Source organism: Candidatus Hinthialibacter antarcticus, from assembly GCA_030765645.1.
GTDB classification, from domain to species: Bacteria; Hinthialibacterota; Hinthialibacteria; order Hinthialibacterales; family Hinthialibacteraceae; genus Hinthialibacter; species Hinthialibacter antarcticus.
The window spans coordinates 1-26,264 of the sequence record JAVCCE010000007.1; the positions used below are offsets into that span (position 1 = coordinate 1).

21 protein-coding genes and 1 pseudogene are annotated in these 26,264 nt (G+C 52.7%); 6 read left to right on the forward strand and 16 right to left on the reverse strand.

The window, feature by feature from the left end; all coding sequences use genetic code 11:
* Window positions 1-285: 285 nt before the first annotated feature.
* The 12 genes and pseudogenes from ispE to P9L94_01640 form a co-directional block, all read right to left on the reverse strand.
* On the reverse strand, window positions 286-1,161 hold the full coding sequence (gene ispE, locus P9L94_01585) for a 4-(cytidine 5'-diphospho)-2-C-methyl-D-erythritol kinase (GenBank protein MDP8242742.1): 876 nt from the start codon (window positions 1,159-1,161) through the stop codon (window positions 286-288).
* 4 nt (window positions 1,162-1,165) lie between these two features.
* Complete coding sequence (ispD, locus tag P9L94_01590; protein MDP8242743.1) at window positions 1,166-1,900, reverse strand: 2-C-methyl-D-erythritol 4-phosphate cytidylyltransferase; 735 nt, start codon at window positions 1,898-1,900, stop codon at window positions 1,166-1,168.
* A 118-nt stretch (window positions 1,901-2,018) separates the two neighbouring features.
* A complete protein-coding gene (gene rpsT / locus P9L94_01595; GenBank protein ID MDP8242744.1) occupies window positions 2,019-2,288 on the reverse strand; it encodes a 30S ribosomal protein S20 in 270 nt (89 codons plus the stop codon).
* A gap of 17 nt (window positions 2,289-2,305) precedes the next feature.
* Window positions 2,306-2,524, reverse strand: a pseudogene (rpsR, locus tag P9L94_01600) (30S ribosomal protein S18).
* A gap of 276 nt (window positions 2,525-2,800) precedes the next feature.
* On the reverse strand, window positions 2,801-3,235 hold the full coding sequence (gene ssb / locus P9L94_01605; GenBank protein MDP8242745.1) for a single-stranded DNA-binding protein: 435 nt from the start codon (window positions 3,233-3,235) through the stop codon (window positions 2,801-2,803).
* 5 nt (window positions 3,236-3,240) lie between these two features.
* Window positions 3,241-3,978, reverse strand: coding sequence for a 30S ribosomal protein S6 (rpsF, locus tag P9L94_01610; protein ID MDP8242746.1), 738 nt, complete (start codon window positions 3,976-3,978; stop codon window positions 3,241-3,243).
* Between the two features lie 263 nt (window positions 3,979-4,241).
* Window positions 4,242-6,299, reverse strand: coding sequence for a sodium-translocating pyrophosphatase (locus P9L94_01615; protein MDP8242747.1), 2,058 nt, complete (start codon window positions 6,297-6,299; stop codon window positions 4,242-4,244).
* A 212-nt stretch (window positions 6,300-6,511) separates the two neighbouring features.
* Window positions 6,512-8,215: a glutamine--tRNA ligase/YqeY domain fusion protein gene (locus tag P9L94_01620; protein MDP8242748.1), complete on the reverse strand. Its 1,704-nt coding sequence runs from the start codon at window positions 8,213-8,215 to the stop codon at window positions 6,512-6,514.
* A gap of 261 nt (window positions 8,216-8,476) precedes the next feature.
* Window positions 8,477-9,031, reverse strand: a complete 555-nt coding sequence (gene pth, locus P9L94_01625) for an aminoacyl-tRNA hydrolase (GenBank protein ID MDP8242749.1) — start codon at window positions 9,029-9,031, stop codon at window positions 8,477-8,479.
* An 18-nt stretch (window positions 9,032-9,049) separates the two neighbouring features.
* A complete protein-coding gene (locus P9L94_01630) occupies window positions 9,050-9,715 on the reverse strand; it encodes a 50S ribosomal protein L25 (GenBank protein MDP8242750.1) in 666 nt (221 codons plus the stop codon).
* 42 nt (window positions 9,716-9,757) lie between these two features.
* On the reverse strand, window positions 9,758-10,822 hold the full coding sequence (gene glmU / locus P9L94_01635; protein ID MDP8242751.1) for a bifunctional UDP-N-acetylglucosamine diphosphorylase/glucosamine-1-phosphate N-acetyltransferase GlmU: 1,065 nt from the start codon (window positions 10,820-10,822) through the stop codon (window positions 9,758-9,760).
* A 111-nt stretch (window positions 10,823-10,933) separates the two neighbouring features.
* On the reverse strand, window positions 10,934-12,046 hold the full coding sequence (locus P9L94_01640; GenBank protein ID MDP8242752.1) for a hypothetical protein: 1,113 nt from the start codon (window positions 12,044-12,046) through the stop codon (window positions 10,934-10,936).
* Window positions 12,047-12,565: 519 nt separating this feature from the next.
* Between P9L94_01640 and P9L94_01645 the strand changes: the two genes are divergently transcribed.
* The 4 genes from P9L94_01645 (at window position 12,566) to P9L94_01660 (ending at window position 16,299) form a co-directional block, all read left to right on the forward strand.
* Window positions 12,566-13,198 (forward strand): type II secretion system protein, encoded by a 633-nt coding sequence (locus P9L94_01645; protein MDP8242753.1) that lies wholly within the window; start codon window positions 12,566-12,568, stop codon window positions 13,196-13,198.
* 188 nt (window positions 13,199-13,386) lie between these two features.
* Window positions 13,387-14,076, forward strand: coding sequence for a prepilin-type N-terminal cleavage/methylation domain-containing protein (locus tag P9L94_01650; GenBank protein MDP8242754.1), 690 nt, complete (start codon window positions 13,387-13,389; stop codon window positions 14,074-14,076).
* 191 nt (window positions 14,077-14,267) lie between these two features.
* On the forward strand, window positions 14,268-14,831 hold the full coding sequence (locus tag P9L94_01655; protein MDP8242755.1) for a prepilin-type N-terminal cleavage/methylation domain-containing protein: 564 nt from the start codon (window positions 14,268-14,270) through the stop codon (window positions 14,829-14,831).
* Between the two features lie 142 nt (window positions 14,832-14,973).
* The gene (locus P9L94_01660) at window positions 14,974-16,299 is read left to right on the forward strand and encodes a hypothetical protein (protein MDP8242756.1); all 1,326 of its coding nucleotides are present in this window, start codon (window positions 14,974-14,976) and stop codon (window positions 16,297-16,299) included.
* A gap of 20 nt (window positions 16,300-16,319) precedes the next feature.
* Here P9L94_01660 and P9L94_01665 read toward each other — a convergent pair whose 3' ends face one another.
* Window positions 16,320-19,229 carry a hypothetical protein gene (locus tag P9L94_01665; GenBank protein MDP8242757.1) on the reverse strand — a complete coding sequence of 970 codons (2,910 nt, stop codon included), beginning with the start codon at window positions 19,227-19,229 and terminating at the stop codon, window positions 16,320-16,322.
* The gene (locus tag P9L94_01670) at window positions 19,147-22,002 is read right to left on the reverse strand and encodes a hypothetical protein (GenBank protein ID MDP8242758.1); all 2,856 of its coding nucleotides are present in this window, start codon (window positions 22,000-22,002) and stop codon (window positions 19,147-19,149) included. Before P9L94_01670 ends, P9L94_01665 begins: the two co-directional genes overlap by 83 nt.
* A gap of 233 nt (window positions 22,003-22,235) precedes the next feature.
* On the opposite strand from P9L94_01670, the gene truA reads away from it, so the two are divergent.
* Window positions 22,236-23,042 carry a tRNA pseudouridine(38-40) synthase TruA gene (gene truA, locus P9L94_01675; GenBank protein ID MDP8242759.1) on the forward strand — a complete coding sequence of 269 codons (807 nt, stop codon included), beginning with the start codon at window positions 22,236-22,238 and terminating at the stop codon, window positions 23,040-23,042.
* Between the two features lie 77 nt (window positions 23,043-23,119).
* Complete coding sequence (locus tag P9L94_01680; protein MDP8242760.1) at window positions 23,120-23,680, forward strand: prepilin-type N-terminal cleavage/methylation domain-containing protein; 561 nt, start codon at window positions 23,120-23,122, stop codon at window positions 23,678-23,680.
* Window positions 23,681-23,690: 10 nt separating this feature from the next.
* Here P9L94_01680 and P9L94_01685 read toward each other — a convergent pair whose 3' ends face one another.
* Both P9L94_01685 and P9L94_01690 read right to left on the reverse strand, forming a co-directional pair.
* On the reverse strand, window positions 23,691-25,553 hold the full coding sequence (locus P9L94_01685; GenBank protein MDP8242761.1) for a pyrroloquinoline quinone-dependent dehydrogenase: 1,863 nt from the start codon (window positions 25,551-25,553) through the stop codon (window positions 23,691-23,693).
* Between the two features lie 15 nt (window positions 25,554-25,568).
* Window positions 25,569-26,159: a type II secretion system protein gene (locus tag P9L94_01690; protein MDP8242762.1), complete on the reverse strand. Its 591-nt coding sequence runs from the start codon at window positions 26,157-26,159 to the stop codon at window positions 25,569-25,571.
* Between the last annotated feature and the right edge of the window lie 105 nt (window positions 26,160-26,264).

Below are 26,264 nucleotides of genomic sequence, written 5' to 3' on the forward strand. Positions count from 1 at the left end.
AGATTTCGCTGCATGTGGCATGGGTACAGCTCTGCTCGCTTCAGTGCGGGCTTTCAGGCCCTTATGCACAGGCGCTCCCAGAGTTGCACCCATGCCTGATTTGGTTTGTCAATTTTTGATGCGCCGGAACACGCTTTTGTAATCAAAATCATGACCATCCATCAATGCAAATACTCACTTACCGGATGAATCATAATTATGAATGATCGGGCGCTTGATCCAGAAAGCAAAGGGCGCAGCACGCTGCGCCCCTACGTGTTAAAACCAAACTTTAAATCAGTTCAATTACAAAATCAATTCGTAAGCGTGGGCGTCGTATCCCGCTTTTTGCATTGCCAGCGCGATAGGCTCCGCTTCATCTAAAGTAGGGTGAATACTGAATAGATTTGATCCTGATCCGCTCAGCAATGGTTTGGTAGGAGAGATTTTTTTGAAATCTTTGTATGCTTTTGCGACAACTGGGTATGCGTCGAAAATGACAGGTTCAAATGCGTTGTATAATAATTTAGGAATCGTGTCCCAGTCGCCGTTCACCAGCGCCTGCATGAGCGGCTTGGGCGATTTTTGTTCAATCTTGCCCGACTTGTCCCACAGCCCATAAGCGCCATGCGTGGCAACGCCTTCGGCAGGCGAGCAGATCACAACGCCCATGCGATCAATCCGCTTGGCGGCGACAAGACCCATTACACGCTCGCCAACGCCCGCCACATAACAACACCCTTGTTCTAAAAAGAAAGGCACGTCAGCGCCAATGCCTTCGGCAATTTTAGAAAGTTCCGGCATAGAGAGTGGATATTTGGCTAATTGATTGAGCGCAATCAGTGTCGCTGCGGCATTACTGCTGCCGCCGCCTAAACCGGCGCCATGAGGAACACGTTTACGGATATGTACGCGAGCGCCCGGCGTGACCTTTGTTTGTAATATAAACCGTTCAGCGGCTTTGTAGGCGGTGTTGGTTTCATCAGCGGGAACCGTCGACTCCGAACACACCAATTCGATTTCGGGCGCATTGGTTAAACTGCATATAATATCATCGTGCAGTGATATTTTTGCATTCACCATGTCTAATTCATGATAGCCATCATCACGAACGCCGGTGATGTTAAGGAACAGGTTCACTTTTGCATACGATGCAAGTCGGATGCGGTCAAGAATGTCCATTGTGTTATTCCTGGCGCGCGGCTATCGCCTCTGCGAGCGTGATGTCTTCGGGCGTCGTTACTTTCATATTGAGATAAGAACCCATGACCATTGTCACCGCTTCGCCCATTTCTTCAAGCACAGCGCCGTCATCCGTCGGGTACGGAGGCGGGGTTAAGCGCTGGTACGCATCTAAAATCATAGCATAGCGAAACGATTGCGGCGTCTGCGCCAACCAAAATTTGCTGCGGTCATGAGTTTGGACGACGCCCATTTTCTCATCGGTTTCTTTGAGCGTGTCTTTGAGAGGGACGCCAATGACGCATCCATCGACCTCTTGCAGCGCCTCAAGAGACGCATCAATAAACTGCGGTTGAATGAATGGTCTCGCGGCGTCGTGGATGAGCACGACGTCAGGCGTAACTTCGACTAAGGCTTCCAGGCCATGCTTAACGGAATCAAATCGTTCTGCCCCGCCGGGCGTGAATAACCCTTCGGCTTTCGGACAATATTGGGATGCGATAGACAGAATTTCTTCGCGGTCATCTTCACGGCCCGCAATCGCGACATGGGTGACGGCGGGGTGGCTTTGAAAGACGCTGAGACAATAAGACAAAATCGGGCGTCCAGCCAAATGGTTCAAAACTTTATTACGTCCGCCGCCCATGCGTCGGCTTTTTCCTGCGGCGACGACAACCACCGCAACCGTTTTGTCGTGATTGCCAGAATCATGTTCTGATTGAGTCTCTGTAATCGACATTTATCGCTAAGCCCTTCGGGCGCACTTAACGCACAAAATTTTCAAATACACGAAGCGTTTCTTTTGAATAAAAAAAGGCCCCGACATAGGGGCCTTTTTGATACGCACTTGGTTCAATTTACACCTTGCTCAGCGCTTCGACTTCTCTCATCAAATTTGATTTGTGGCGAGCAGCATTATTGGGATGAATGACGCGCTTTTTGGCAGCAGTATCAATCGCTGAAATCGCGACGCGCATTCCCGTTTGGGCTTCTTCAACGTTTTTGACTTTAACCGACGCCTTCACTTTTTTTACCAACGTACGGATTCTGGATTTCTCATGTACGTTTTGCACTTGGCGTTTTGCGTTTTGGCGTAAACTTTTTGATGTCGCTCTATGATTCGGCATAATTTCGCTCCGTCTTTCTAGTCTCTTGAAGTGAACGGCAACAACGCCATAAAGCGCGCGCGTTTGATGGCCCGGGTCAACATGCGTTGATGGCGGGCGCTGTTTCCACTAATACGGCGAGGAATGATCTTTCCGCGTTCCGTCAAAAATTCTTTCAGGACGCGATAGTTGCGATAATCAATAAACGCTGTATTTTCGATGGTGAAACGGCTAATTTTGCGCCGGGGAAAACGACGCCGACCGCCGCCGCCGCGACGATCTCCACCGCCGCCGCCAAAGCGACCACCACCACCGCCGGGACGACCACCAGGACGACCACCAGGGCCGGAGGGACGTCCGCCGGGACCGGAGGGGCGCCCGCCAGGACCGGAACTCGGACGACCGCCGGGGCCAGAACTCGGCCGACCGCCGCCATAACCGCCGGAAGATTGAGGCGCGGAACCGCCGCCTGTGGAACCGCTAGAGTGTCTGTTTGACTCTTCGCTCATTATATAAGTACTCCTTGAATTTTTTTAGAATGGTAAATCGTCATCGTTCGGCGCTGAATCGGGCGCGCCCATATCCGGGGGCGGCGCATTATCGTCGCCGGGCGGGGGCGAATCGTTACGGGGGCTTCCGCCGCCTTTGTCGCCCCGGTCAAGGAACTGAACATTATCGGCTACAACTTCGTAGGCCGTCCGGTTCTCGCCTTCTTTGCTTTGATAGCGCCGCATTTGCAGCGAGCCTTCCACTGCAACCAGGCGCCCTTTGCCCAGGTATTGATTCACGAGTTCGGCCAGTTTTCTCCATGCAACGATGTTGATGAAGTCGGTTTCTTTTTCACCGCTGGCGCTTTTATAATTCCGGTCGATTGCGATGCGAAAATTGACCACGCCAATCCCACTTTGGGTATAGCGCATTTCCGGGTCGGCAACCAAACGTCCAATCAGGATACATTTGTTTAGCATTAGTCTTACTCGCTGGTTTTTGGTTCTTCAGTCGCCGCGTCAGGCGCTGGCGCTGTTTCGACCGGAGCAGGTGCAGGCGCTGGTTCAGTCGCTACAGGAGCCGCTTCGGCTGGCGCTGGCGCTGTTTCGACCGGAGCGGGCGCAGGCGCTGATTCAGGCGCGACCGGAGCCGCTTCGGCTGGCGCTGGCGCTGTTTCGACCGGAGCGGGCGCAGGCGCTGATTCAGGCGCGACCGGAGCCGCTTCGGCTGTGGGCGCTGCTTCAACAGGCTCTTCTTCCGTTGCAGGAGCAGCAGCGGCTGCAGCAGCGGCTTCGGCTTCTTGCTCTGCGGCCTTTTGAGCAGCGGCTTCTTCGGCTGCTTTAGCGGCCAAGCGTTCTTTTTCCGCTTTATCTTTTTGCCGTTGCAAACGGTCGGCGTCGCGTTTTTCTTGAATCAATTTTGCTTTAGGAACCTGCATAATCATGTTGCGCAAAATTGATGTACGCGTATGAAACAGTTCACGCAGTTCAACCGGGGTCGCCGGCGTGGCTTGGAATTCGAGATCGACGTAAAAGCCCTGCGTTTTCTTTTTGATTGGATAAGCGAGTTGCCGTTTGCCCCAGATATTTTCTTTGGTAATCTTGCCGCCGCTATTCGCAATCGTCTTTTTGACTTCTTCTTCGGCTGCTTTAATATCGGTTTCGGGCAGGCTGGCGTCGATGATATACAAAATCTCATACAGACGCGATAATGCTTCAGTCATACAAACCTCCTAAGGTCTAAGCGGCTTCCACCACGAAAGATGGAAGCAAAAGTTTTATGTGTTTTCATAAACCCGTTCGGAACCTATGTTTACTACGCAGAATCCAACGAACATTTGAAAACAACGATGGCGTCCGCCGTATTTGGCAGAGCAAGCAAGTATTAAACCGACAAAGAGCGAAATCAACAAGGGGGACGAAGATAGAAAAACGCGCCGCCTTCGATTGAAAGCGGCGCGCTGTGATCGCTTTTTGTTTACTTCGATCAGATCATCAATGGGGCCAAGACCAGCGAAATAACCGCCATCAACTTAATGAGAATGTTGATTGAAGGGCCGACGGTGTCTTTCAATGGATCGCCAACGGTATCGCCCACGACCGCCGCTTTGTGCGTGTCGGAACCTTTACCGCCGAAGTGGCCTTCTTCGATGTACTTTTTGGCGTTGTCCATCGCGCCGCCGCTGTTGGCGCATTGGATGCCCAGCACCAAACCAGAGACCAGCGTACCGATCAAGACGCCAGCCAATGCTTCTGGCCCAAGGCCAAAGCCGATGATTGGCGGAACAACAATCGCCATCAAACCGGGAAGCAGCATACCGTTGATCGCGCCCTGGGTGCTAATCGCAACGCAACGAGCGGAATCGGGTTTGCCGGTGCCTTCCATCAGACCGGGGATTTCACGCATCTGACGACGGACTTCTTCGATCATTTTATAAGCCGCTTTGGTGACCGCACGGAATAATTGCGCCGAGAAGTAATAGGGCAACATGCCGCCTAACATCAAGCCAGCCAAAACTTTTACGTTAATCAGGGAGACTTCCGCTTGTTCAAGTCCCGCAGAAATCAGGAAGGCTGAGATCAGGCCAATCGCTGCAAACGCAGCCGAGCCAATCGCGAAGCCTTTTCCAATCGCCGCCGTGGTGTTGCCGACGGAATCTAAGTTATCGGTGATTTTACGAACTTCCGGGTCCAAGCCAGCCATTTCCGCAATACCGCCTGCGTTGTCAGCGATGGGGCCGTAAGAGTCAACCGCAACGACCATACCTGTCGTAGCCAGCATACCCAGCGCCGCCATGGCAACGCCGTAGAAACCGCCCAACCAGAAGGAACCAAGAACCGCTAATGCCAAAACAATGACGGGAATCGCGGTACTTTCCATGCCGATCGCAATACCGTCAGTTACGGTCAATGCGGGGCCGCTTTGGGAATTTTCAGCCAATCTTTTGACGGGGCTATAATCGGTCGATGTGTAATACTCACTCATAAAGCCGATAATCATACCGGTAACGACACCGATAACGGAAGTGTAAAATGGAGCGAGTTTCGCATAAGTAACACCGCTAACGCCGGTCCATTCGGTTCCAATAATGGAGACGAGGATGCCCGTACCGATAATGGTGATGAGACCGGCGATGTAAGTACCCATCATCAACGCGCTTTGGGGTTTGTTGGAGCCAAACATTTTCACGTAGAAGATGCCGATAATCGAAGAAAGCAAACCGATGACGGCAATGCTGAACGGAATAGCGGTCAGGGCAATTAAGCCGGGTTTTGTGTTCGCGTCTGCAATCAAACTGATTTGCGCTGCAATCGCGACTGACGCGATAATCGAAGCGCAATAGGATTCAAACAAGTCAGCGCCCAGACCCGCGACGTCACCGACGTTGTCGCCGACGTTATCAGCGATAACAGCCGGGTTGCGCGGATCGTCTTCGGGGATGCCGGCTTCGACTTTACCGACGAGGTCAGCGCCCATGTCAGCGCCTTTGGTGTAGATGCCGCCGCCGCTACGGGCGAAGAGAGCCATCAAACTGGCGCCCATGGCGTATCCATTAACGATTACGGAGTCGCCGCCGGACAAGTAATAGACGATGGCGATGCCCAGTAAACCAAGGCTGGCCACCGAAAGCCCCATGACTGCGCCGCCGGAAACCGCAACGCCTAAGGCCGCCCTGAGGCCGCCGGTCATCGCCGCATTACAAGTGCGGCAATTGGCTTTGGTCGCGATCGACATGCCAATGTAGCCTGCCAGGGCCGACATGCTCGAACCAAGCACGAAAGCCAAGGCCGTCCGCCAACCCAATGCGACCTCTGTGTTAAACATGGGAATAATTGAAAACAGGACGGCAATGACCAACACAAAAGAAAACACCCACAGGTATTCTCTTTTTAAAAAGGCGCGGGCGCCCTCTTGAATCATGGCTGAGATGTCTTGCATCTGCTGGTTGCCCGGATCCATTTTAATCACGCCTTGCGCTAGCACCCAAACAAAACCCAGCGCAACAATTGATGCGATTCCACTGACGATAATGACCATATCCATAGTAAATAGCCTCGGATGTGTTATTTCTACGGCGCGTAGGCCGATAGATGCAAATCTCCAAACAGTATAGTTGATAAACCGCCTCACGTTGAGGCGCACAGGTCAGAGGACGATATTTTTATCATTCTCTAACCTGATGGTTTAGATAAGGTTTCAAATACGCAACTTCACTTTTTAAACTTATGCTTACAACATATTGGCGATTCTAAGCGCTACCTGTTTTTGGTTTGTATTTTCTTCCATGAATCTTTCAACGCGACGGTGCGGTTGAATATCAGTTGTTCCGGCGTGCTGTCTTTGTCTTTGGTGAAATATCCATTGCGCTCAAACTGGCAACGATACCCAACCGGCGCGTCAGCAATCGACGGCTCGATATACGCTTCTTCCAAAACCGTCACTGATTCGGGGTTGAGAATGTCCACCCAGTCGCCGTCCTTGGGTTTTGGATTTTCGTCTTTAAACAAATACTCATAGAGCCGCACCTGGGATTTGATTGCGTGTTGAGCAGAGACCCAGTGGATGGTTCCCTTCACTTTGCGACCGTCGGGCGAGTCGCCGCCCTTGGTGGCAGGATCGTAGGTACAGCGCAGTTCGATAACCTCTCCCGCGTCGTTTTTGATTGCTTCCTGGCAAGTCATGTAATACGCATAACGCAGCCGCACTTCACGCCCGACGCCTAAGCGGAAAAATTTCTTGGGCGGGTCTTCCATAAAGTCGCTGCGCTCAATGTAGAGTTCCCGCGAAAACAACACGGTGCGCGTCCCGGCGGACGGGTCTTCGGGGTTGTTGACTGCTTCGAGTTCATCGACTTGGTCTTCGGGGTAATTGGTGATGACCACTTTGATCGGGTCTAACACCGCCATCACGCGCGGGGCGATTTTGTTCAAGTGTTCGCGTTGGCACTGCTCCAAGTATTGAAGGTCCACCACGCCGTCGCCTTTGCTGTATCCCAAGCGAGCGCAAAAATCACGGACCGCTTCCGGCGTAAACCCACGTCGGCGGAACCCGCACAGAGTCGGCATACGCGGATCGTCCCAACCGGAAACATGGCCTTGTTCGACCAACTGGCGCAAAAAGCGCTTGCTCAAAATGGTGTAGGTCAGCGTCATGCGGCCAAACTCATATTGCCGCGAATGAAACGCGCCCAGTTCATCCAAAAACCAGTCATATAACGGGCGGTGGTTTTCAAAACTGGTATCACAGAGCGAATGGGTCACGCCTTCGATCGAATCCGACTGACCGTGCGTCCAATCATAAGTGGGGTAGATGCACCATTTGTCGCCCTGGCGAAAATGCTCACGGTGCAGAATGCGGTACATGACCGGATCGCGCATGTTGAGGTTTGGATGCGCCATGTCGATTTTTGCGCGCAGCGTCTTGGCGCCGTCGGGAAACTCGCCGTTGCGCATACGCCCGAACAGATCGAGGTTTTCTTCGATGCTGCGGTCGCGGTGGGGGCTGTTCTTCCCCGCCGGGGTTTCGCGTTTGTCTTCGCTGAAACCGGCGGTGCCGCGATATTCGCGCACTTCTTCTTCGGTCAAATCGCAGACGTACGCCTTGTCCGCCTTGATGAGTTGGACGGCCCAATCATACAACTGGTCAAAATAATCGGAGGCGTAAAACACATTGCCCCAGGTATAGCCCAGCCATTGGATGTCTTCTTGAATCGCCTCGACGAACTCGGTTTTCTCTTTTTCGGGGTTGGTATCGTCGAAGCGCAGGTTGCAAACGCCTTTGTATTCTTCGGCCACGCCGAAACTAAGGCTGATTGCCTTGGCGTGACCAATGTGGAGATATCCATTAGGTTCGGGCGGAAAGCGGGTTTGCAGGCGCCCGTCATTTTTGCCTGCTTCAAGGTCTTTTTCGATAATTTCCCGGATAAAATCTTTGGAACGGGGCGCGTCGTTGTCCGCCATCAACTGAACTCCTCAAATCTGAATGATAAAAATGAATGAGCAACTATTGTAACCAAACCCAGGCCAAGTCGAAGAAAGACAGCGCGATTTAAAATTGGTTTTTTTAGAACTCGTCATTAAAAGCCTATCATGCGAGAGAGTGAAACGACCGAAGCCTTGGGAGGGCGAGTCTCCCGACGAGCCGCGATCATGAAAAACAGTTTCGCTCTCATGCGGCTCACCAGGAGGTTCGCCCTCCCCACGATAGATGGCTTTTCATGCTTAACGATTGAATTGGTTCATGGCTTTTTCGATGCCGTCTTTGAGCAGCGTTTCGACGGCGTCGATTGCGTTGATGAGAGCGTCGTCGATCACTTCGCGCTCTTTTTTTGAGAACGGACTTAACACATAGTCCGCCCAATCGCCGACCGGCTCGCCCACACCGATTCGCAGCCGGGGCGCCTCGTCGGTCTGCAAGTTATCAATAATCGAACGCAGGCCGTTATGCCCGCCGTGGCTTCCCTTTCGGCGCATACGCAACGTACCGAGCGGTAGATGGACTTCGTCGTACATCACCAGGGTTTCTTGCAGGGAGAACTCAGGCTCGTTGAGCAAGCGGCGCAAAGCAACGCCTGAGCGGTTCATATAGATCATCGGCTTGACCAACGCAACCGGCTGGTCAAGAAATTCACCCGTGCCAAATAAAAACGTCGGGCCTTTTTGATCGACCGGGACTTTCCAGCGTTGCGAAAGCAAATCGACCAAATCGAACCCGACGTTGTGACGGGTGTTTTCATACTCGGCGCCAGGGTTTCCCAACCCCGCGAATAACCACATAAAGAATTCTCCGCCCGGTTATTTGGACGCTTCTTCTTTTGCGTCTTCGCCTTCGGCGTCGCCTTCTTCACCCTCGACGCCTTCTTCGCCTTCTTCGCCCTCTTCATCGGTTTCCGTGCTCATAACAGCCGGGATGGTCACTGTCGCGAGAGCATCTTCAAGCGCGGTCAAGATTGTGTATTTGGGGTTCTCAGGGATATCCGACACGTGCAAGGTATCGCCAACCGCTAAGTCGGAGATATCGACTTCGATGTGGTCGGGGATATCCAACGGCAAACATTCGATATCGATTTCGCGCTGCACCAACTCGAATACGCCGCCTTCTTTGACGCCCTTGGCTGTGCCAAGCGTCGCGACGGGCACGGTCAGAGTAATCGGCTTGTCGATAGAGATGCGCAAAAAGTCGACATGGTCGAGCGAACCGCGCAGTGGATGGTGTTGCGTATCGCGCAACAGCGTCAAGGTCTCATTGCCGGAATCTGAAAATTTCAGATTGACCAGAATGTTTTCTGACTCGGCGCCATGTAATGACTTTTCAAGCACGCGGCGATCAACCGACACCGCCATTGATTCTTCGCTGCCGCCGTAGACCACGGCAGGCAACATCCCCGCGCGACGCGTACTGCGGGCGCCGCCTTTACCAACTCGGTCCCGTAATTGAACGGGCAATTCCATGCGTTTCATGATGACCTCCGAAACATCGCAATTTGCGATTCGCTTTTATCGTTATTCTGTTTCATTTTTTATGTCATTTGGGTATGTCACTTGATTGTGCTGCAAATTGGCGAACGGCCCAATGCTCATGCCGCGCGGGATGGTGCATCCACGCAAATACGAACTATTGATGCGGCAGCCGTCATTGATTTCACATTCTTCCACCTGGGTCAATGGACCAATTTCACATCCCTGGCCGATTTGGGTTTTGCCGATCAAAAATGTATTGGGGTGAATGATGGTGTCAATGCCAATACTAACGCTGTCGTCGATAAACGTGGTGGACGGATCGACAATGGTCACGCCCGACAACATCAGCCGTTCAAGAATGCGGCTGCGCATGATGCGCTCAGCCAGCGCAAACTGGATGCGGTTGTTAATGCCCATGGTTTCTGACGGGTCTTTGGTCACCCAGGCTTCGACGCGTTTTTTTTCTTTGACCATAATATGAATGACGTCGGTCAGGTAATATTCGCCTTGGTTATTGTCCGGCTTGATTTGATCGAGCGCCCAGAAGAGGTCTTGAGAATCAAACATATAAATTCCCGTGTTGATCTCATTGATCTTCTTCTCATACATATTGGCGTCTTTGTCTTCGACGATTGACATGACGGCGTTGTCGCCGCTGCGCAATATGCGTCCGTAGCCAGAGGGGTCATCCATCTCGGTGGTCAACACCGTGGCGGATGCGTCCTGGTGGCGGTGGCGGTCAACGATTTTTTCAATGGTCTGGCGAGTCAATAATGGAGCGTCGCCCACTAAGACCATCACGTCGCTTTGTTCTTTTAAATCTAAAAGCGGCTTGGCGCAGAGAACGGCGTGTCCGGTGCCTTTGCGTTCTTCCTGGACGGCGAAGTCAACGTTGAAGCCGTTTAAGGCGTCGCGCACCATTTCGTTCGCGAAACCAATGACGACTACATTCTTGCGGTCAATGAGTCCATCCAGGCTGCGCAGGATGTGGACGATCATGGGGCGGCCGCAAACGCGGTGAAGCGATTTGGGCTGCTTAGAGCGCATACGGGTGCCGTCGCCGGCGGCCAGTATGATTGACGATATCGGTTTGGTTGCCTTACTCATCAAACGCTCCAAAATTCGTTAAACACAAAAAAAGCCCGCAGGGGCTTCTCTGGTCTGCATACAGTATTCAAATAGAATAGCAGAAAATTATGGTTCCCCACTTGCAATCGGTCAAGCGGATTGAACCACCCGACCCGAAACTTCATCAATTTGTTCTGTCATCCATTGGGCGGCAATCTCCCCGCCGTTACACGCCAACAGCGAACCCGAGAGCGAATTCCGCATGGAACAGGCAGCGAAAAAATCATCAATTGTGTCCCAATTTCCCTGAAAAAACAGGTCTGTTTCGATTTTTAACATAGGAAGTTGCAGGGCGGTTTGCTGTTCGAGAACGCCATATTCACGGAAGCCATCTCTGGGAACGTAGGCCATCGGGGTTTGATGGGCGATGCACTCGGTATTGAGGCCATACCCCAGTTTTGCGATCACTAAATCGGCTGCGTTGACCAAATCGGGGTGATAAATGGCTTGTGGGTCGAGATAAACAGCGTTTGCAACACCCTTAAAAATTGCGTCAAAGGTCAGAAATTTCCAATGCGGATAGCGCGAAAGCGTTTCCGGTTTGACGCCATTGACGCCCAAACCGCCAAATGACAATAGCGCGACGGGCTGTTCATCTGAGACGCCCCATTCTTTGCGCATGTCCTGGCGGGATTTCTTCGCCGTCCGCACAATCATGGGGATGTCAAGAATACGCGGGAAAACCGACAAATCGCCTGAAAGCGGCGTACGCAACAAGCAATCCGTCTTGTTGTAATAATTAGAAATCGCTTCGATGATGGGCGCAAATTTTGAGTCGTCATCAAGGTATTCTTCGAAAATCCAGTTCCAACAGAAATTGGCGATGATCGTACAGGGCAACTCAGCCGCTTGCGCGACCGCAACCGCAAAGGGCGAAATATCGCCCACGATCAAACAGGCGTTTTGTTCTGCTAAAAATGCCCGTTCGTCTTGCGCCATCTGCGGGTAATTTTCCAGCAGCGCCTCCCAGCGCTTCCGCGTTGCGGAGGCGTCGATTCCCAGGCTGTCGGGCTGGACCACGCCGCAATCGTGATCGAGTTTGCGGTATTCAAACGAGCGCTTTAAATAGTGACGAAACAGCCATTCCGGCGCCGCAGTCACAATGGCGACGCCCACATGATCGGGAATATTGGCTATGACTTCCATCGCCCGGGTTGAATGACCGAAACCGTGCGAGGAGATATAAAAAACAATGGATTGCATGGCGATCCTAACCGTATAAAAAAAATCAAACAAAAAAACGTAAACCCAATATAGCCCTAGATGTCAAAAACGGGGAGATTGCTTCGCGATGAGATGGAATTTTGTTTCTTTAATATGAAATCCCCCCGTTCGCTGCGACGCCACCCCCTTAGAGCATAAACTTCATTGGTCATGGGGAGGGCGAACTTCCTGGTGAGCCGGATAATACCGAACGCCTTTCTCATTTTCGCGGCTCGGCGGGAGCCTCGCCCTCCCCGCACGAATGATAAGCAGCGCGAATACCTGGCGGGCGGCTTTTTAGCCCCCTTTTTTAAGGGGGGACGGCGCTGAAAGCGCCAGGGGGATTCGGGCGCAACACGTTGCGCCCCTACAGGGCTGAAGAATAAATATGGCCTATAATGACAACTTTTTACATGAGAAACGGTCGAAATTCTAACAGTCCAATTGATATATGGAATTTTTTGGTTAAAATCCTAAGTGGCTTAACAATATACCATCCAACATAGAAGAGGCAAAAACATGGGGAAGAAAGCGTTTACATTAATTGAACTTCTGATTGTCGTCGCCATCATCGGCATCCTCGCAGCAATCGCCGTACCGAACTTCTTGAACGCACAGATTCGCGCCAAAGCGGCCCGTACGTTCTCTGACCTCCGCACATTGCATGACCAGGTCAGCATTCGCCAATTAGACACTGGCCTTTGGTTGATCGACGGAAACGACTCTGGCGACAGTATCAATCCAGAAGGCTGCAAATACCCAAGCCATCTTGGTCAAGCATTCGGCAAGACATGCGGAAACTCCAATGTGGTTTGCAATGGAATTGGCGATAACTTCTTTGATGGACGCATTTGGGCGCAATTGACGACCCCAGTGAACTACATGGGCTCCATTCCAACCGATCCCTTTGCTAACGGCATGTTTTACGGTTACGAAGACCGTGACTGCGCGAACGGCGAAGGACGCAACAACCACTGGTTGATGTTTGCCGCCGGCCCTGACGGCGACCACGGCGACTGGATCGACCGTAACGCCGAAGCCTATAACCCCTCAAACGGCGTCACCTCAAATGGCGACATCTGGCGCGCCCACGTCTTCAAAGACAGTTTCTTCACCACCGAATTTTTGGGCATCACCATCGTTACCTTCTAATTCAAGCAGTTATTAAGACGACTACAGACCGGGCGGGAGAAATTCTCCCGCCCGTTTTTTATTTCCCATAAATACAATCGGTTTATCCCTAAAATTTTTACTGGACTCAGGGTTTTAATAATACTATATTGATGAATCGCATTTATTATAAATTGATTCGATTCTGTTTATTCTGAGGAGATACTTTGATGTTAAAAAAGCAAGGTTTTACGCTGATTGAACTACTGATCGTTGTTGCCATTATCGGAATTTTGGCCGCAATCGCCGTTCCCAACTTTTTGAATGCGCAGATTCGCGCCAAAGTCGCGCGTAGTTATTCTGACATGCGGGCGACATCAACGGCGGTGGCTATTTTTAATACGGATCGAGGCATGATGCTGGTTGATATCCGTGACGATGATACGGATATTGGACAAAAACGCATTCAGGAAGAATTCTCCGGCGTGGGCTGGAACGGCGGCGGCGGCAACCGAAATAACTTAGCCGTATTGTCTCCATTAACGACCCCAGTCGCCTATATGGGGAGCCTACCGATTTCACCATTTGTTAATTCCAGTTTGTTCACAATCAGCGGTGGAAACAATGAAGCCTACGGACGAATTGGCAACCAGTATTACGCCTATTGGGACAATGACCCTGAAATCAAAGAACCAGCCGGCAATAATCATAATGACTGGAACCTCGCCGCGCTATCAAACTATGTCAGTAATTTTACTCCCTGGAGCTACGTTTTCATTACCTTTGGCCCCTCGGCTGGAACGGACAACACGACCAACACGCTTGAACCCTACCAACCGTCAAATGGAATCACCAGCGCTGGCGAAATCTTCTTATTTAACAGCGGCACCAACAACGAGAACGTGCAGAGAATCAACTAATTGCTATAGAATATTCATGATTGACCTATACAGGCGAGATTTCTCTCGCCTGTATTTTATAACACACAATTGAATGTTCCACTGAATCTCAAATCGTAAACGAAGATAAATACAACATGTTCGGCTTCATTTATCAGTAGGCTGAACTATATTTAATTTGTGAACATTACATTATCCAGGCGAGGTAAGCCATGAATCGGAAAAAAGCATTTACGCTGATTGAACTTCTCATCGTTGTAGCTATTATCGGGATTCTAGCGGCGATCGCCGTCCCTAACTTTTTGAACGCGCAAATGCGGGCGAAAATCACTCGCGTCAAGGCTGATTTTCGTACCGCCAGCACGGGATTTTCGATGTATCAATTGGATCGCAACGCCCACCCTCCCGATCCGGGCGGCCCCTGCGTAGACTGGCAAGCATACGCCAGACTGACAACGCCAATCGCGTACGTCAGCAGTTTGGAAATGTTCCGCGACTTTTTCACCAATGAAGGCGCGGAGGGTGCGATTGGCGCGGCGTGCGACCTGACGTTTTATGATTATGGCCAAGTGCCATACATCGCCGAGTCGGGCGTTGGATATGTGGTAATCAGTTTTGGTCCTGACCGCGACCTTGATATGGGATGGAACGCAGGCTCAATGGACGCGTTGAAAAGCATGGAAGGCAGTAGGCTTACATTTCTCTATGACGCATCAAACGGACTGGTTTCATCGGGCGATTTAATTTTGTCCGCGTTGGGCGTTCATAATAGATAAAAAGACCGAATCAACAATCTTACCTTCAACGGAGCTTGAGCGATCAAGCTCCGTTTTTTATACCAATATAAAACCTGTGTAATCGTGTGCGCCGCATGTAGGATATGTTTGTATATTTGACTTTAACAGGAAGCCTTCAACGATGGAAACACTCGGCGATTTATATCAACGGATACAGAAAAACGCAAACGTACAGGAAACCTTACGTGAAGCGTTGTTTCATACATACCAGTCTTTAGACCTCGATGAATTTAACGAAGACAGTCCGAATGATGGATTTGACGACGCGGCGCGGTTGATTGAGGCAAAGCGCGATGAACTTCATCAGATCATGGAGAACCTCGACGAGCATATCGGCGGCAAGTCGCCAAAAGAAATTGCGGCGTTCTTTTCATCCATTCTCGACATATACAACCAACTCTACATTCACAGCACCCAGGGCGTCATCTCGGTCAGGATTCGCCTGATTGACTATATTCCACAGACGCGAAATCACGTCCCGCCGCCTGTTTTTTATCATGAAATTTCGATGATATACGCCCCGGAAGAAATTCGGGCGATGCAGAAATGTCTTGAAACCATGGAGAAGACAAACCCGCTTTATTACTTCTTCATGGGGGTGTTAGACAAAGCATTCGACGCCAACCAGTTTAACGAAACCTCTAGTTATCTTTTGCTTGAAATTGCCAATTATTTCATCATGCAGTTAGAGAAAAAACGCAATGGCGAAGAAGTCGCCGTGTTTAAGGAGCGCTTCGCGAAAAATAAACGCGCCCTGGACCGAACAGCCAATGAATATCGTGAACTTGAAGTCATCCTGAACGGACACATGAGCAAGTATCCGGTTTTAGCGGTCGTTCCCAACATGATTCGGTCGTTAATTTTGATCCGCTTTGGAGTTGTCGAACCTAAATACGCGCCTGAAATTCTACACGCCATTAACAACAATATGAAAGCCTACAACCAGGCCAAGCGGGTGGTTTCGTTTGATTTTAGCCGTATGCCGCCGATGCAGCAGGCAATGATTAGAAAACAAGAGATGATACTGAAGTTTCAGATGGAGGTATTGTCTTACACAGGCGAAGTGCTTGAAAAAGATTTTTCGGGCTTCATTGGCGAGTATGAACGCATGATGGTCGAAATTGAAACAAAGTCGGCCCAAGTTGATTCCAACGACCCGCGCTCCTCACAACTCGTCAAACAAAAACGGACCCTGCAAACTGAATATGAACAGCGCCGCAAATCGTTTGATGTTCTCAAATGCCAACAGAGCCTGGTCGAAGTTCAACAGAAGATGATTGAATCGTCGTTGACGAAGTTTGAGAGCGAAGGCTCCATGCACGGCGAAGTGCACAAGTCGTTCAAAAGTGGATTGTTTGTTGAAGACAAGCCCAAGCCGCAGGAAAAAGAAGACCCCGAAAAGAAAAACCGCATGGCCTCGATGGACCGCCGCGAAAAAGAAGAGTAGCGCCTTTCAACCGGTTAAGGTCACTCCACAAAGGGTTCGATCATGTTGTAGGGCGTGTTGGGCGAGGCGGGATAACGGCGGGCGTTTCCGAGCACGTCGATGACTTCAACCGCATAGAGCGCTCCCGCGCCCGTCAACGGAAACGAGGCGGAAAACTGCGGATCGTCGCGCTCCATCGGGACGCGCAGCCAATCGCTGGAACCCGCAGCCGGTCTCCACAGCAGCGCGGCTTCCGCAATGCCCATTAAATCGAGCAGATCAGCCATCACCGTGACTTGGGTCTTTTCAGGATTCATCGAATGACGCAGGTAATTTAATTTTGGCGGCTGGTCGTCATGCGATACGGCAGTGATGTAAGGCTTACCGGTCGCAGGGTTGTTACACTCAAACGGTTGCCCCGCCGCCTTTCCAACGAAAAAATACTGCACGCCGCCCGCGACCACCAGGTCGGATGGTATCTGCGCATAGTACACGCCGCTAACCCGGGTCGGGTCCATCGTAATTTGCCGGGTCACGCCCGCGCTGTTTCGATAGGCGAGATTGACGCCCTCCAACCCGGCCTTGGGCGGGAAAGACGCCGTCACCAAAAAGGGCTCATGCGGGGGGGTCCGCCGAACCGCCCAATGCCCCAAGGCGCCGTTCCAGGAGGTTAACTCTGACCACTGAGTGAAACGCTGGGTGATGAGGTCGCGGTCTGCTTGAAAGGGGCCGTCTTGTGCGCTCCAGTGGGTTTCGTGCAGCCCTTCTAACCCCGGAACAGGAACAAAGCGGTAGTTCTTTTGAGTGAAAGCCTGCAAGTCGCGCCAAGCCGTTTCGGCGGAGGTATTTTTCTCGGTTGCAACCACCAGCGCGGCAGCGTCGCCAGTGAGGCCATACAGCCCATATTGAACGGCGGCGTCGAGTTGGTCGAGCCAACACTGCGCGAGCCGGGCGGTCAATTCAAAATCCAATTGCCAAGAACGCCATTCCTGATAGCGGCGGATATCCACATCGCTGAGTAGGCCGTCGGACTGTTTGGATTGCGGGTTTAACAATTGTCCAGCGTCGCCGATGAGTTTGACAGCCTCTTGTGCGGATTGGAGCGCCTGCACCAGTTCGGTACGCGGCGCAGCGCGGCCATCAATGCGTTTGGAGGCGAGCGTCTCAACTTCTTCTTGCAACGAACGCACAGCAAATGAATTTGAAACGGGGCGCTCTAACCAAGCAGTAATCGACGGCGGCGGAGACATCGCCAGCGGCGTTGTTTGAACCGCGCTGTAATTCGGCGGCAACAATTTGCGAACCGCAGGCAAGACGCTGCTGGCTTTTTGCGCGGCTTGATAGAGGATGCCGCCCGCTTGCGCACCGAACCGGCGTTGAAACGCCTGGACGAAAACAGCCTCTTCTTCGTCGGGGTTGTAGCCGAGTTTGCCCCAGATTTCATAGGCGTACCAGTCGCGGTCGTGCATCCATTGGGCGTAGCGTAAATCCGGCGGCGCAGTTTTCGCGTCGGGGGCGCGATGCGGCGCGGCGGGCGCTTCGATTTCGATCAGAAAGCCGTTGGCGCCGTTAAAATGCGCGGCCTGCATAACGCGGCGCATCAGCCGGATGTCCGCCCACGGCGTCAGTTGATGCAGTTCGTAGGGTTGAACGTGAAACAGCAACGAATAGCGGCGCGGCGGCGCGATATAGTTCCAGGTTGAATTCGCGTTCGGCGAGATATAATCCAATCCCAGTTTGACCGCATTCAACGCCACATGCGCGACGGTCCCGTGCGGGTAGGCGCGGGTCAATGCCTGCGCAAGATTGAAGTCGGCGTTGTGGGTCGAAATCGTCAATGGCAGTTTCGCGCCCGCGTCAATCATTCCTTCTAAAAACGCCACGTAAGTTTCGCGGGCTTGCGGAGAATCCTGACCCGGAGCAAAGCCCAAGCCCGCCAGATTTGGCGTTGCTTTCAAAAACGTACTGACCATCTCTTTTAATTTTGCAGTAGGATACTCGCCCGGCGCGATAAACGACTCCAAGGTAATGCGAACGCCGTATGCGCGGCCAATATCAATAATGCGATTGAGGCTGGTACGGTTGCGTTGCGCGATTGCGTCATCCACCCGCCCCGAAGACGATTGAAAATACGGCAACAGATCAGACGGGCCTTGTTGCGCATCAACCACGCCGCGCAGCGCCAAACGATTAAAACGGCACCGGGCGATGCGCTCGAAAAAGCCGTCCCAATAGGCTTCTGAATGAAACCAGGAAAACGCGTCTTCTAACGCCTGGCGCGGAATCGACGCCGCAACGCCGCGCGAAAGCGCCGAGGTGGTTGCCCGTCGTTCTTGTACGCGGGACGCCACGTCATCCGATTCGGCGTGGGTCTCGAATTGGTCAGCCAGATCAAGCGCCGCATACAACGCGCCGACATCGTCGCTGCCGATGGCGTAAATGCGAACCCCGCCCTCACGCTCAAAGCGCATGACATGGAATGATTCGGGCGCGCTATCAACAACCTGTCCGACGGAATTGACCTGCTCAGCGGGAAAGAGTTGCTCATTGAACGGCGAGACGACAATTTCAAGAGCGGGCGAGTCTGTGGCGGCGGCAGGCCCCTGCACCGATTGAACATCCCACCCTTGCGCGACCAACACACGCTGGAGGATGCGCATCCCGGCTTCGACAGGCGCGGGCGGCGGCGACAGCGGCGTAATCACACGCGCCGTCTTCGCGAATGCGGCATCGCCCACGACAAACGCAATCACACACACAAAAATCAAAATGAAACGATGGGCGTTCAACTGCCGATTTCCCCTCCGGTTTTTGACTACCGTCATTCTAATGCAAATACAGCCCATTAGGCTATAGAAATCCGTTGCGTCACTCAAACGAAATGACCAGGCGGTCGCCCGGCGCCACTTCGACGATGCGCAACCCGCGCTGACCGCCGCTGGAAACGACATCCAAGGGAACGCCTATTTCTTCGCCTGAAAGACGCTGGATTTTTGCATGAGCGCTTTCGATTTTGTCTTGCGGCAAATCAAACAACTCAATCATGCAGACTTCATCTTCGGCTTCATGCAGGTTGAGCGTTAGGGTCGAAGCGCTGGTCCATTTCATCGCTGCGTCAACGCGATGGTTGGCGCGGAGAATTGGCAATAGCGTTTCGGAATTCGATATTTCATGGGCGCCGCTCAACGCCACGTCCCAATGAGAATTGAATGGACTGAGAGACAGTTTGCACAAGCCGTCGCCTGCAAACTCACCAACCCGCAGCAAGGCGCCGTCGCGGCTATTGATGAAATAAGCGTTCGGCGAAACGCAGACGGAAAATGTGCGTTCACCCCGCAAGGCAATCAGCGACGCCACGCTGGTGCGTTCGTTGCGGGCGAGAAAACCGCCCGGCGCAATGGCGTCGACGCCGAGTCCCGGCGCGTTGACCGTCCAAGGGGCGTCGCTTCGGTTGGCATAGACGTTCATGCCATTTACGTACTGGATATGGATGCGGTTGTATTCACCCGCTTTGGAAAAATTTTGCAGATAGAGCAGCTGCTGTACATCCAAAGCCTCGTCTTTATCGTTGAAATACTGGATGCTCAACACCGCATTGAGCGGGTCGAGAATTTCATTCATCACAGGCTGCATCAACGAGGCGGCTTCGATCATACGGCGCAAAACGTCACTCGGTCCGCCTCCCGCACTCCACAAACGGTCTGAAATATGCGGGACCCGGCCAAAGGCCGCCGTTGCGGTCAAATATTCATCAAAGGGAAAAAAGCGCTCGTCCTGCCAGGCGGCGCCGTCATCCTCGCCTAAAAATTTTGCATACCCGCCAAACCCAACGATGGGGCGGGCGGGACGTTGATTGCGAAGAGCGTCATCCACCAGCAACGGCGCCACGCTTGGCAGCAGCGGCGCATGTTCCCGGTTTTCAACAAACCGGTACAACCCACGGGTAAAACGCTCATCGGCAGCCGGAACCGCCTCTGCCGTTGCAGAAGAAGCGGGAGCGCCGAGAAGGGGAACGCTCGCGGTCGGTTTTGCCGAAGGCGTTTCGGCTTCCGGTTCCGCTTCGGCCTCTTCTTCGTCGTCAGACACTAGAAACGCCGCGAGGTCGCTGCCTTCGTTGGCGTCGACAATAGTCAACTGGCTCAAAGTGTTAAAATTTTTGAGCGGATGCGGCGGCCATTGATACTCCACCCGCACTTGAGAGGCGGTCAACGCAGCGTCGATACTTTGCAGGACGCTGTTCGATCCCCATTTTTCTTCACTCATTTCGTGATCTTGAATCGCATCGACGGCATGAGCGTCCCAATCGCGCAAAACGAACATCGGATTGAGTATGCCGACATCATTGAGGCGTGAGAGAAACTGCGCCGCCGTCGGGAACGCATCGCCCTTGGGGCCGGAGCGCACCGTCATTGAGAATGCGCCTTGCGTGGAACGCGAGTCAGGGCTTTCCCACGCTTGAACGGTCGGGTTCCAGAGAAGAAGCGACGCGCCTTGTTTGTGTTTTTGTTCGTAGTACCAGCCGTTATGCCCCTGTGTGGAAGAAAAATCGTCCATGCTGTCATAGCGCGCGCTTCCCTGTTGCATTTGAACGCGCAAATCGACAACGCCGCCTTGCATGACGGCAGGCGACTGGCAAGCGAACAGCAGTTGATCGTTTTGCGCGAGAGGAAACGTCCCCTTGAGACCCGTAGCGGGTTTTGTTTTAGCATCCAACATTTGAGAGAACAACAAACGCGGCGCGTCGCCGGGGCGCTCTAGAATCACTTCAAACAGGGCTTGATCGCCGCCGGAAAGTTTCACGGTCCCATTCAGTTCGACCGGCCCGGAGGTGGGCGCCGACCATCGGCGAATTTGGGTCACATACCCCCGGTCAAGCGGAATAAAAGGCGTCTCGCTCCAATCCAAGGCGATGCGCCGCCGCAAGTCGCGTGAATCCGGGGTCAGCGTTGCAGGCCGCATCGGCGCAACGTCGAGCGGGTTTTCGCTTACCGTCACATAGCCGACCACTTTGAGCGGCTCGGCGGTTTCGCCTTCGTTGGTCTCGATCCATGCCGGGGTATTCGAGGCGTAAAAGCTGCGTGAATTTTCCCGGCGGGCGGAATAGGTAAAGCGGTTCACGTTGCTGCGAAACGGATCAACGTATAACGATAAATAAAAGCGCCCCAGTGATTGCAGCGCTGGCAACGGCGAGGTGGGAAAAGACACAAATTTAGGGCGCCCGACATAGCGCGTCGGCCCAAACGAAAAGCCGATATACCGCGCTTGTTGCTGAGGGCCTCCTACATCCGTCAGGGCGATCTCCAGCGACCGCCCCAGCAGGCGGAACTCATAGCGCTTGCGCAATACGGCGCCGAACACGGTTTCTTCATACTCCAACACCAGGCGGTTGCCTTCGATGGCGTGACGCACCATCTTGCATTCACCCAACCCCGCGATTTGCAACGGGCTAAACATTTGTCCGGTCGCGTTTTGCACCCAGAAACCGCCTTGATACACCGGGATGGTTCGCATCGTCGTGATAAAACTCTGGACGCTAATCAGCCCCATCATAACGCGGGGTTCTGAAACTTTTATTTTGAAATCCGGCGTGGGATCAAGGGCCGGGTTTGAGAATTCGTATTGTTGGGTGTTGACGAAAAACGTCACCGACGCCGATGCAGCTGAAGCCGCCGAAGCCCCCACCGGAGGCGCAATTTGTTGGCCCGCCGCATTTGAAGACAACAAACAAAATGCTGCATAGAAAACAAAAATAGATAACCCGTACAGATAATTTATCGCGCCTGATTGACGCTTACGGTAATCCAACACGTTCACCTCTGCTTAAATCAGCCTTATAGTAGTTTTTATAGTGGTTGCCAGAATAACGCACTCAATGAACAACGGTTGAGCGAAGTCCAATATAACATTTTCGTATTGTGGTCGAATTCGCCGACAGTTAAAGGCGAAGCGGGAAACGAATGCGCAACATACGTCTTGATCTAGAATATGATGGGGCCAATTACTGCGGGTGGCAATTCCAACCCAACCACCCCTCGCTCGAACGAACGCTGAAAGAGGCGGTCGAACGCATCATCAATCACACCATTGTGCTATATTCATCCGGCCGGACGGATTCGGGCGTTCACGCCGAACAACACGTGGCGCACTTTCGCTCGGACACCACGCTGACTCACGACAATATCATTCGCGGCGTCAACTCCATCACCCCGCGCGATGTTTTGATCTACGCCATCCATGACATGCCGCTCGAATGGAGCGCCCGCCATGACGCGCGCGAGCGCGAATATTGCTACCGAATCTATAACGACCAATTCCCCAGCGTTTTTTGGCGCAAGCATAGCCATTGGGTGCGTGAACCGCTTGATTTGGACGCCATGCGCGAAGCGGCCTCTCTGCTCGAAGGCCATCATAATTTCAACGCCTTTCGCAGTCTCCATTGCGATGCAGACAACCCGGTTCGGACCTTACGCCGCCTCGAATTTTTTGATGAGCGCCCTTTGATTCGGCTGCGGGTCGTCGGAGAGGCGTTTCTTCGCCATCAGGTGCGAATCATTGCCGGGACGCTGCTCGATGTCGGTTTGGGAAAACGCACGCCGGAATCCATGCGGGATATACTCGAATCAAAAGACCGCAATCAAGCCGGAACCACGCTGCCGGGATGCGGATTGACGCTGGTCTCAATAAAATATAGCGACGAAATTGAGCGCATAACAAATATACAGCCAGTCGCGGAACTCGTGCGCCGCTGTAGAAACCTCGAATAATTTTTGTGCATTTGGGGCTGAATCGACTATTGTTAAAGTAGAGAGAGTTTTTACTTCTCGAAGAACGGGTCCGCGCAATGAAGACAATGACTCAGGCGTTTACATTAATTGAATTGCTGGTGGTGGTCGCCATTATCGGCATCTTGACTTCGATTGCGATGCCGAACTTTCAACACGCGCAAATCAAAGCCAAAACCACCCGCGCATTGGCTGACATGCGAACCCTGGTCACCGCGTTAGAAGCCTACTCGACTGATAACAACAGCTATCCACTCGATGGAAACGATTACTTTGAACGGGACGAATCGCTCTACGATCAGATTCGCATTCAATCCGTGCTGACCACGCCGGTTCCGTATATTTCAGAAATTTTCTCTGACATTTTCCATACGCGCGAGACGCAGATTAACGATCCATTGGTGAAGCGCCTGTTTCAGGATCGCCCGCCGTTTCCTTACGTCTACACGACCAAAGACAACATAGTGCTTCACCGGGGCAACCCTCACGCATACTTCATTTTCAGCTTCGGCCCGGACCAGGATTTTGATAATGCCTCCAGCAAACCGGAAGACATACTCGTCTACGATGCGACCAACGGCATCATCTCTGATGGCGACATTCTCCGTAAAGGCCCTTAGACGCCGAAGCCTATTTCAGACGATACGCGATGACGTAGTCGCCAATCTTTGAGCCGACTTTTCCACCGCCGCCCGCGCAAATCACAACGTATTGTTTTCCGTCAGCGCCCAAGTAGGTAATCGGCGCCGCATAACCCGCGCAGGGCATTTGGTCTTGCCATAGGACGTCGCCCGTCTTTTCATCAAACGCGCGAATGCGCCCGTCCATCGTGGAGGCGATCAAAACGAGACCGCCAGCGGTCACGGTCGCGCCGCCAAAGTTCTCCTGGCCAGTGATGGGGATCCCCTTTTTCGTCAGTTCATCAAATTCGCCCAACGGCTTGCGCCATACGAACTCGCCTTTGTTCAGGTTCACTTTGATTAATTCGCCCCAAGGCGGCGTAACGGCGGGGTACCCGTTTTGGTCGCGAAACGCAAAGGCTTCTTTTAAGCGATAGCGAAACGGCGCGTCAGGATTAGGGTTTTCATTCATTATCAGGACCCACGGCAGTTCGGTTGAATTGATGTACATCATACCGTTTGGATCGACCGCCGCGCCCGACCAATTCGCGCCGCCGTGCAGTCCGGGAAAAACGATGGTTCCCTGCTCTGACGGCGGAGTGAAGATGCCTCGGTGGTCGAACTTTTCCCAGCGGTATTTCACATGGTCATAAGTCGCTTCGTCTAAATGGCTGATATCATCTTCGGTCATAATCTGGCGTGAAATAGCGGGCGGCTTCGATGGAAACGGCTGCGTCGCCCATGGCTTTTCGCCGGGAACGCCGCCCTGGGGGACCGGGCGTTCTTCGACGGGAAACAACGGCTCGCCAGTCAAGCGGTTCAAGACATGAATGAACGCCGTCTTGCCCGCCATGACGACCGCAGGTACCTTCTTGCCATCAATATTCAGATCAGCCAAAACCGGCAACGCCGCCAAGTCGTAATCCCAAAGATCGTGATAAACCGTCTGGTAATGCCAGATGTGTTTGCCTGTCTTGGCGTCGAGCGCGACCACGCTATCGGTGTATAAATTTTTGCCGGGACGGTCGCCGCCGTAGAAATCCTGGTTGGGCGTACTCACGGGCAGAAACAACATACCGCGCTCATAGTCGATGCTCATCATCGACCAGATGTTGGCGCCGCCGCGTCCTTGCCAGGAGTTCCCTTCCCAAGTTTCGACGCCGGGTTCATCGCCTTGTGGAACGGTGTTAAACGTCCAGGCGAGTTTTCCGGTATGCGCGTTGTAGGCCTTGAGCGGCGTATGCGGCAACTTCTTGCTGGAGTCGTTGACGCCGAAGCCCTGAATAATCAAATCGCCGTAAATGACAGGGGGCGAACTCAAAAACAAATAGCCGCCGCCGTCCGGCATCCCAGCGCGAAGATTGATATATCCGTTTGTCCCAAACGTATTATCAGGTATGCCCGTTTCTACGTCGATGGAATAGATGCGCCCATCGCGGACGGGATGAAAGATGCGCTGCTTGTCGCCCCAGACGCCATAAGCGACGCCCCGGCTGGCAAGCCCGCCCGCGCCGGTTTCATGTACGGATAACGGCGGGTCAGGCGTGAATATCCACTTCTCATCACCCGTGACTGCATCCAACGCCGCCAGCCGCGACAGCGTGGTTATGACATAGACGGTGTCGTCGATCATCAGCGGCGTACATTCAAAATAATGCCCACGCCCCTCGCCGAAGTCGCCAGTGCGATACGTCCAGACGCGTTCGAGTTTGGCTACGTTGCCTTTATTGATTTGATCGAGCGGCGAGAAGCGGGTTCCTTCATGCGTACGAGAATGCAGGGGCCATTCGTGGTCTTTGACGTTCAACTCGCAAAATCCGGCGTGAGCAAATACGACGACAAAAAATACTCCCAAAAAACAATGCTTCCACATGAGAGGCTCCCCAGGTTATTGATAGATGCGGGCGTTGGTGGAAATAATATCGCCGGAGGAAACCAGCCCGTTGGTGGTCGAATAAAAAATACCGCCGTCTTGATTTGGCCCGGCGTGAGCAGGGTCTTTCAAGAGAACCAGCGTTTCAGCTAATAGCGCCCAGGGCCAATTGGGTTCACGGTCCGGCCCCCAGCCAAACAGAAAATACTCAACGCCCGCATTTTTGAATTTTGCCAATCGCTCGGCGTCGCCCAGGCTGCCGATGTGGACGCCGGAACCGTAAGCGAAATACTGCCCGTCGTCTTCTTCATTATGGCTTTTGAAAATATCGCGAAAGGGATCAATGCTGGAAAGATACGCGACCGGCGTCGTCAGCGCATAATACGTTTGTCCCGTTTGCGCATCAGGGCCGTAATCAACGGGGACATTGTTGTTATCGACCTGGTAAGCGGCGATCGCCGTCTGGATGGATTTCATCGAGCCGTACGTCGCCGCGAGTTTGGCGCGGACTTGAGCGTTCAAAAAATTAGGGACCGCAATCGCCGCTAGAATTCCAATAATGGCGACGACGATTAAAAGTTCAATCAGTGTGAAGGCGGATTTCAAAGGCCTGTTCCCCTAGAATGGATTTAGCGTGAATTTTGACCAAAGAAGTAAAGAATTGCAATAGGAAAGGACAAAAAGCCGACCCTACATTTCCCTGCGGCCTCG

Coding starts and splice junctions, on each gene's coding strand:
- ispE (MDP8242742.1), bottom strand. CDS start 1,161: ATGGACATTCTTGACCGCATCCGACTTGCATCGTATGCAAAAGTGAAC.
- ispD (MDP8242743.1), bottom strand. CDS start 1,900: ATGTCGATTACAGAGACTCAATCAGAACATGATTCTGGCAATCACGAC.
- rpsT (MDP8242744.1), bottom strand. CDS start 2,288: ATGCCGAATCATAGAGCGACATCAAAAAGTTTACGCCAAAACGCAAAA.
- ssb (MDP8242745.1), bottom strand. CDS start 3,235: ATGCTAAACAAATGTATCCTGATTGGACGTTTGGTTGCCGACCCGGAA.
- rpsF (MDP8242746.1), bottom strand. CDS start 3,978: ATGACTGAAGCATTATCGCGTCTGTATGAGATTTTGTATATCATCGAC.
- P9L94_01615 (MDP8242747.1), bottom strand. CDS start 6,299: ATGGATATGGTCATTATCGTCAGTGGAATCGCATCAATTGTTGCGCTG.
- P9L94_01620 (MDP8242748.1), bottom strand. CDS start 8,215: ATGGCGGACAACGACGCGCCCCGTTCCAAAGATTTTATCCGGGAAATT.
- pth (MDP8242749.1), bottom strand. CDS start 9,031: ATGTGGTTATTCGCGGGGTTGGGAAACCCTGGCGCCGAGTATGAAAAC.
- P9L94_01630 (MDP8242750.1), bottom strand. CDS start 9,715: ATGAAACGCATGGAATTGCCCGTTCAATTACGGGACCGAGTTGGTAAA.
- glmU (MDP8242751.1), bottom strand. CDS start 10,822: ATGAGTAAGGCAACCAAACCGATATCGTCAATCATACTGGCCGCCGGC.
- P9L94_01640 (MDP8242752.1), bottom strand. CDS start 12,046: ATGCAATCCATTGTTTTTTATATCTCCTCGCACGGTTTCGGTCATTCA.
- P9L94_01645 (MDP8242753.1), top strand. CDS start 12,566: ATGGGGAAGAAAGCGTTTACATTAATTGAACTTCTGATTGTCGTCGCC.
- P9L94_01650 (MDP8242754.1), top strand. CDS start 13,387: ATGTTAAAAAAGCAAGGTTTTACGCTGATTGAACTACTGATCGTTGTT.
- P9L94_01655 (MDP8242755.1), top strand. CDS start 14,268: ATGAATCGGAAAAAAGCATTTACGCTGATTGAACTTCTCATCGTTGTA.
- P9L94_01660 (MDP8242756.1), top strand. CDS start 14,974: ATGGAAACACTCGGCGATTTATATCAACGGATACAGAAAAACGCAAAC.
- P9L94_01665 (MDP8242757.1), bottom strand. CDS start 19,229: ATGTCGTTTCCAGCGGCGGTCAGCGCGGGTTGCGCATCGTCGAAGTGG.
- truA (MDP8242759.1), top strand. CDS start 22,236: ATGCGCAACATACGTCTTGATCTAGAATATGATGGGGCCAATTACTGC.
- P9L94_01680 (MDP8242760.1), top strand. CDS start 23,120: ATGAAGACAATGACTCAGGCGTTTACATTAATTGAATTGCTGGTGGTG.
- P9L94_01685 (MDP8242761.1), bottom strand. CDS start 25,553: ATGTGGAAGCATTGTTTTTTGGGAGTATTTTTTGTCGTCGTATTTGCT.